The organism is Pseudoalteromonas sp. SG41-2 (genome assembly GCF_014164535.1).
Classification (GTDB): domain Bacteria; phylum Pseudomonadota; class Gammaproteobacteria; order Enterobacterales; family Alteromonadaceae; genus Pseudoalteromonas; species Pseudoalteromonas rhizosphaerae.
The window spans coordinates 1-6952 of the sequence record NZ_JACJFK010000053.1; the positions used below are offsets into that span (position 1 = coordinate 1).

Genomic DNA, 6952 nt, shown 5'->3' on the forward strand with positions numbered 1-6952 from the left:
AAGTCAACGAAGAAAAACATAACTGCAGATACCATTAGCAAGAAGCTTAGAGCAGTAAATAAATTTGACCACCCTCCAAACCATGAAATAGCAAGTTGCTGCCCATCTCCGCGAACCCAGTGCCCTTCAAGCGTTGAGCCACTATCTGGGGATGAAAGCTTTGCTGTATATTCATCAGTAAAACGCTTACTTTTAAATGTGCGGGTTTTAAACCCGCAGCCATTGAGTGCTTCTGCTTTTTTTAATCGCGTTTCATAACTGTCTTTATGCAAATAATCTCTAGACAGTTGCTCTTTATATGTTGCTCTATTATCAAAGTATTTGCTTCTGTTTTCGGCTCTCCTTTTATTTTCTGCAGCTTTTTCGGGGTTATTTTTTCTAAACTCTTCTAATCGCACCACCGCTTTTTCATCCAAAGTCAGTTGCTTTATGGTTTTATCTTTTGCTCTAGCGGGGTCTCGGCCTGGATTTTCAGCGCACCACTGGTTAATTGCGTTAATACGGTTTTCTCTTTTTATTTTTTCTCGTTCTTCGTGAGTTAAGCCATCTTCCTCTTCAGCAATGTAGCGCTCAACGAGCTCATCAAATATTCTTTCTTCCTCTGATTTTTTATCATCACTACTCATAGTTACTCCTTTATTTGCTGTACTTCTTGTAATTTTTTTATAACTTAGCTTTTTATAACTTAACAATGGCTTGGCTGATTACTTGGCCAATGCGGTGGCTATACTTGCGCTCATCGCCCCAAGAAAAGAACCCTGGCTTTTCACCTGCTTTGTAATATTCGATTGGTAAGCCATAAATACTATTAAACCCTTGAATTGTTGGTTGACCTTTACCACTGGGGTACACCGTGGCTTCTAGTTTGAGCTCTATCTGGTCGCCTGGCTGCAAACCAAATTCAGTCAAAAATGCATTGTAATTTATTTCAGCTTGCCAACCTGTTCGAGCAGGCTGAAGCATCCATATCGCATCTACTAATATGGGGGAATTAAGGGGGATTTGTTTAAATACTCGATGCTTTGTGTAACGTGACATTTGAAGTTGTATCATTTCTGCATATTTTTTGCATCTTCGACGTCATTGGAAATAAGCTAGACACCCATTTTAACTCCTATTCTAATTATAAGATGTTCAAGGTATTCCCATAAACAACTGCAGTGCTAAGCGCTTTGCTTTGTATTTCCATGTTAGTTTTTCGATACGCTCAGGCTCACCTTTAAAATGCAGCCAAGGTTTGGTTATTTCTTCGTTCGGTGTAGCTCTAAGCCAATTAAAATGAGCAGCCTCTTTATTGAATTTCTGCCAAATTTCGACTTGTTGAGCAAGCGAAAAATCACTCCAAAAATTATTGGGTCTGTCATTTTGCTTATCAAATTCAGCAGTTAATTCATCAAGGTGGCGGTAGTTTTCATACTCAGGCACATCAGGCAGTGGTTGGTTGTTATCCATAAACCGCACTACTCGTTCCCAATATAAATAGCAGTTCATCGGGTTATTTGAGTTATCAGGCACTTGAACAGCTATTTTAGTCTCAGGGTATTTATCCTCATCAATATGACTAATAAAAGGCACAAACCCCATTACACCCGGGCGTGTTGCCACTATATCAAGGTGGCATACAATATCAGCCCATTTAAAACAGCAATTACCCAGCTCATCACGCTCTTCACAACCGGGTATCTTATAAGTAAAGCCGACTAACTGTTTTTTTCTGTCAAAATATATTTGCTTTTTAGGGAGGTAACTCTCTGTTAGTGGTAATAAGTTAAGAAAAAACAGGTTCCAAGAAAAAGTAAGTGCGGGCACCCACCAATGATAAGGTTCATCCGAATATGTCATCACAATACAAGATAGTAATAGTAACAAACTTAAAACAAAGCCGATTATGATTGGGCCAAACAATATAACTCTAATTGGGCTATTTCCGCACATTTCTACTTTATATCGTTCAGGATGTTTTTGTATTTCTTTTTGCTTTCTTGCAGGTAAATTATATAAATAGCATAAGCCTTTGAATTTATCCTTGAGGCTATTTAATCTCTCAGGGTAAAAAAAGCGATTAAATCGCGTTTTTTTACTCATGATATCAACGGCTAGGTAGTCATTATTTTGCATTTAATATCCTTATTGTTTAATCAACCTTGGCACTTTAAAGTGCCTAGGTTTAAATTCCTTTTATGATTGTTAACGTATAATGGATCCTGAAATTTAAGCCGTTTCACGGAAAGCCGATAAAAAGTTGAAGCGCAAGGTGCTTAGCTTTATATTTCCACGTTAATTGCTCTATGCGCTCAGGCTCTGCCTTCCAATGCTGCCAAGGTTTGATTATTTCTTCCTGCTCTCTACCTTTAAGCCAATCGAAAGGAAATGCTTCACTCAGAATTTCCTCTTCAATTTCTAATTGCTGCGAAAACGAAAATGAGGACCAAAACTCATCAGGCCGATTATTCCTCTTATCAAATTCAGCTGTAATGGGATCTAAATGGCGGTGTCGTTCATATACCGGCACATCGGGCAATGGCTTACTTAAATCCATAAAGCGCACATAACACTCCCATAATAAATAACAATGGACAGGGTTAGCTGAAAGCTCTACAACTGAACCGGTAACAGTTGTTTTAGGGTACTTCTCTTGGTCTATATGACTAATTTCTGGAAAGTAATTCATTACACCCGGCGCGCCCATTTTCGAGGTTAGCCTGCAAACAATCTCTTCCCATTTAAAGCAACAGTTACCTAAGTCATCTCGTTGTTCACAACCGGGTATATCAAAAGTAAACCCGACCGTTTGGTTTTGCCTGTCAAGATACATCACCCTATCAGGTATATACCTAGCAGTTATTGGTAGTAAATTTAAGAAGAATAAGTTCCAGCAAAAGGTGAGGATTACAAGCCACCAAGGAAATGGCTCTTCAGAATACGTTGCGACAACGCAGGCTATTAGTAACAATAAGCTTAATACAGCCCCGATAGCCATTGGTCCAAATAATATGGCTTTTATAGGATTATTGCCACAAGGGACAAGTTTGTATTTTTCGCGCTGATTTTCATATAACTTGTTCGTATCAAGCCAATCATATAAAAAGCACAGGCCTTTAAATTCGTGATATATATTTTTTATACTACGATATTCAAAAAAACGATTAAACTTCGTTTTCTTTGGCATTATTCCAACACCAAAGTAATTATTGTTTTGCATCAGGTTCCTTATGCAATTGCTAAATCAGGTGAGGCATTTTCAATTGGCTTTTCAAACGCATCAAAATCGGAAGTTTAAGATGACACCTATCTTAATTATTCAGAGTGAGTGTCGTTTTTATTGTTCAATTTGCGCGGCGTAAAGCCGCGCCTACGCAAATTTAAATGACTGTTTATTATGTCGCCATGTAACAGAGCCACCAACGTGACGGTAAACCTAGGCAGCAGTTGCGCCTAGGTTTGAATTCCTTTTCTGATTGTTAAAGAGCATTTGGCCTGTGACCAGAAACCAGTTTTTAAATAACCAGAATCACAAAAGTAAAATATTGAGCGCGTAGGCACGTTTTATGTTTTTCTCTAGTAATACGGGGTCATCACTAAAGGGGGCAATAACATAATTAACTTCATCCCTCGGGTATTCTTTTTCGCCATCAATATCCGTATGAAAAACATATTTATAATTATTTTTTATCTCGGCATCGAGTGGGTAATTATCCATATAGGGGCCAATTTTATCGCCTTTCCAAACTGTGCTATATCCCTTATCTAGATAATGTTGAACCGAAGGTAACATTGCGTAAGGTATTGGTTTATTTTTATCCATAAATTCATTCAATAGCGTCCATAGATTACATGCGTCGTCATAGCCATCAGCAAATGCGACTATGTACTGGCAATCCCTTTTACCATGTTTAGGATACTTTTTTGGAATCAAGCTATCTACAGGCATACCGGAGCCTAAACTAAATCCTAATGAACCTCGGTACAGTTCAACTTCTTCAAAAGGGATCACAAGTTCAGGGTTGCCACCAAACGCAGGGAAATTTACATTGCCGGTTTTTCGGTCAAACACGACAGAGGTGGCTCTGGGGATTTTTGCTTTACGGTGGTAAATAAAAGCAATTATTAATAATAAAACTTGCCCCAGGATAAACAAAGGGTCAAAAAGAAATGAGTCTAATAGGTGTTGTAAACTTTTAGCTTTAAATAACCCAAGTACTTGCATTATAGCTCCAATCGCAAAGAAGGTTAATGCTTGCCAAGAATAAGAACTATCATCCGTATCCGTCATACTTCCCATTAATAATAACCCGTAATAACGGCCATCAGCCCCCAGTTCATCTTTTACTCCTAATAGGTTGTCATAATTGACTTCCACTTTTCGGTAATACTTTCCCATGTCAGTTGGTTTTTTAGGGGGGCGTAATGCTGATACTTGTTCGGTGTTTATCATAATGTTATTCAAGTCCTAATTCTTCTTTTAGCGCATAATTTAATAGTGATAAATTCACTTCGGTTGCGAGCCATTTATTTGGTTTTTCAAGCTCGCCGTACTCATCGCGTTTTGATACTGGTAATATAAATTTATTATCCTCAAAGGCAGTGCTCACTGACGCCCCTTTGCCCTTAGGATACGTTTTCACTCGCAGTCTAAACGTGATTCTGGTTGTGTTGAGCGCTTTAAATATGGCGGCGCAGTTATGCTGATTTACATCGAGCCGTATAACCTGCCCACTTGATAAATCAGTCACTAAAAAATTAAGATGGGTGTCATTGTTATTCCTTAACGTATCATGGACTCTGAAACTTAAGCCGTTTCACGGAAAGCCGATAAAAAGCTGAAGCGCAAGGTGCTTAGCTTTATATTTCCACGTTAATTGTTCTATGCGCTCAGGCTCTGCTTTCCAATGCTGCCAAGGTTTGATTATTTCTTCCTGCTCTCTACCTTTTAGCCAATCAAATGGAAATGCTTCACTCAGAATTTCCTCTTCAATTTCTAATTGCTGCGAAAACGAAAATGAGGACCAAAACTCATCAGGCCGATTATTCCTCTTATCAAATTCAGCTGTAATGGGGTCTAAATGGCGGTGTCGTTCATATACCGGCACATCGGGCAATGGCTTACTTAAATCCATAAAGCGCACATAACACTCCCATAATAAATAACAATGCACTGGATTAGCTGAAAGTTCGACAACTGAACCGGTTACTATTGTTTTAGGGTACTTCTCTTGGTCTATATGACTAATTTCTGGAAAGTAATTCATTACACCCGGCGCGCCCATTTTCGAGGTTAGCCTGCAAACAATCTCTTCCCATTTAAAGCAACAGTTACCTAAGTCATCTCGTTGTTCACAACCTGGTATATCAAAAGTAAACCCGACCGTTTGGTTTTGCCTGTCAAGGTACATCATCTTATCAGGTATATATCTAGCCGTTATTGGTAGTAAATTTAAGAAGAATAAGTTCCAGCAAAAGGTAACCAGTGGTATCCACCACTGAAAATTTTCACCTTCATCATAAAATGGAAGTGATAAGATACTAATTAATGTAATTAAGCTTAATACAGCACCAATAGCCATTGGACCAAATAATATGGCTTTTATAGGGTTATTACCACAAGGTGCTATTTTATATTGCTCTTTTTTATTCGCGTAAATGCGCCTATCTTGATTTAGCCAACGTCGGAAAAAACATAATCCTCTAAATTCGCTTCCTTCATTTATTATTCGGTGCGCTTCAAAAAAACGATTAAACTTCGTTTTCTTTGGCATTATTCCAACACCAAAGTAATTATTTTTTTGCATCAGGTTCCTTTGCTTTAATAAACCTAGGCAGCATATACCGCCTAGGTTTGAATTCCATTTTTAATTTTTATCAGAATCCTAGTTGCATGCTATACATAAAATCATCTTTTAAGGTATTCCCATAAACAACTGCAGTGCTAAACGCTTTGCTTTGTATTTCCATGTCAGTTTTTCGATACGTTCTGGCTCACCTTTAAAATGCAGCCAAGGTTTGGTTATTTCTTCGTTAGGCTTTCCCTTCAGCCAATCAAAGTCATAAGCTTCTTCTTTTAATTTTCGCCAAATTTCTTGTTGTTGCGAAAATGAAAAGTCGTGCCAAAAACCTACAGGTCTATTATTTTGAATATCAAACTCAGCTGTCCGTGGGTCTAAATGCCGGTGTTCTTCATATTCAGGTACATCAGGTAAAGGTTTAGTTAAATCCATGAAACGTACATTACTTTCCCAATACAAGTAACAATATGCTGGTGTTTCTCCATTATCCGCCACCGTACCTAGCATTTTAGTCTTTGGATACTTTTCTAAATCAATATGGCTAATACTCGGGAAGTAGCTTACAACTCCCGGACGCGTAGATGCAATATCAAGTCGACACACTATTTCATCCCAACTAAAGCAGCAATTACCTAATTCATCACGCTGTTCACAGTCTGGTATATTGAAAGTAAAACCCACTGTCTGCTTTAATCTATCAAAATATATTATTTTTTTAGATGTAAACCTAAATGTAACTGGTAATACATTCAAGAAAAATAAATTCCAACTAAATGTAAGTAACGGTACCCACCATTGATAAGGTTCGTCCGAGTAGGTAGCAACAACACAAGAAATGACAAATAGCAAACTTAAAGTAAACCCAATTGCCATTGGTCCAAAGAAGAGCGTTTTTATAGGATCGTTGCCACACTTAAAAGACCGATATCTTTGCGGTTGGGTTTCAACTAAATGCATGTCAGTATCTATCCAATTATACAAATAACATAAGCCTTTAAACTTTTTATATCGTTCTTTGATTTTATGAGGGTAAAAAAAACGATGAAATCGCGTTTTTTTAGGCATGATATCAACGGCTAGGTAGTCATTATTTTGCATTACTTTCCTTATGCAATTGCTAATTCAAGTGAGGCATTTTCAATTGGCTTTTCAAACGCATCAAAATCTAT

General features: G+C 37.8%; 7 protein-coding genes and 1 pseudogene. All 8 read right to left on the reverse strand.

The annotated features are described in order from the left end of the window. Window positions 1-626: pseudogene (locus H5186_RS21915) on the reverse strand (hypothetical protein); the annotation flags it as partial. Between the two features lie 52 nt (window positions 627-678). Continuing rightward, on the reverse strand, window positions 679-1038 hold the full coding sequence (locus H5186_RS21920; protein WP_182794989.1) for a hypothetical protein: 360 nt from the start codon (window positions 1036-1038) through the stop codon (window positions 679-681). A gap of 96 nt (window positions 1039-1134) precedes the next feature. Beyond that, entirely contained in the window at window positions 1135-2118 is a 984-nt protein-coding gene (locus H5186_RS21925; protein ID WP_182794990.1) for a hypothetical protein, read from the reverse strand. Between the two features lie 103 nt (window positions 2119-2221). Next, window positions 2222-3202, reverse strand: coding sequence for a hypothetical protein (locus H5186_RS21930; RefSeq protein ID WP_182794991.1), 981 nt, complete (start codon window positions 3200-3202; stop codon window positions 2222-2224). 309 nt (window positions 3203-3511) lie between these two features. Beyond that, window positions 3512-4435 (reverse strand): hypothetical protein, encoded by a 924-nt coding sequence (locus tag H5186_RS21935; protein WP_182794992.1) that lies wholly within the window; start codon window positions 4433-4435, stop codon window positions 3512-3514. Window positions 4436-4439: 4 nt separating this feature from the next. Then, window positions 4440-4592: a hypothetical protein gene (locus H5186_RS21940; protein WP_182794993.1), complete on the reverse strand. Its 153-nt coding sequence runs from the start codon at window positions 4590-4592 to the stop codon at window positions 4440-4442. A gap of 207 nt (window positions 4593-4799) precedes the next feature. Beyond that, a complete protein-coding gene (locus H5186_RS21945) occupies window positions 4800-5789 on the reverse strand; it encodes a hypothetical protein (RefSeq protein ID WP_182794994.1) in 990 nt (329 codons plus the stop codon). Window positions 5790-5897: 108 nt separating this feature from the next. Then, window positions 5898-6881, reverse strand: a complete 984-nt coding sequence (locus H5186_RS21950) for a hypothetical protein (protein ID WP_182794995.1) — start codon at window positions 6879-6881, stop codon at window positions 5898-5900. Window positions 6882-6952 lie beyond the last annotated feature (71 nt).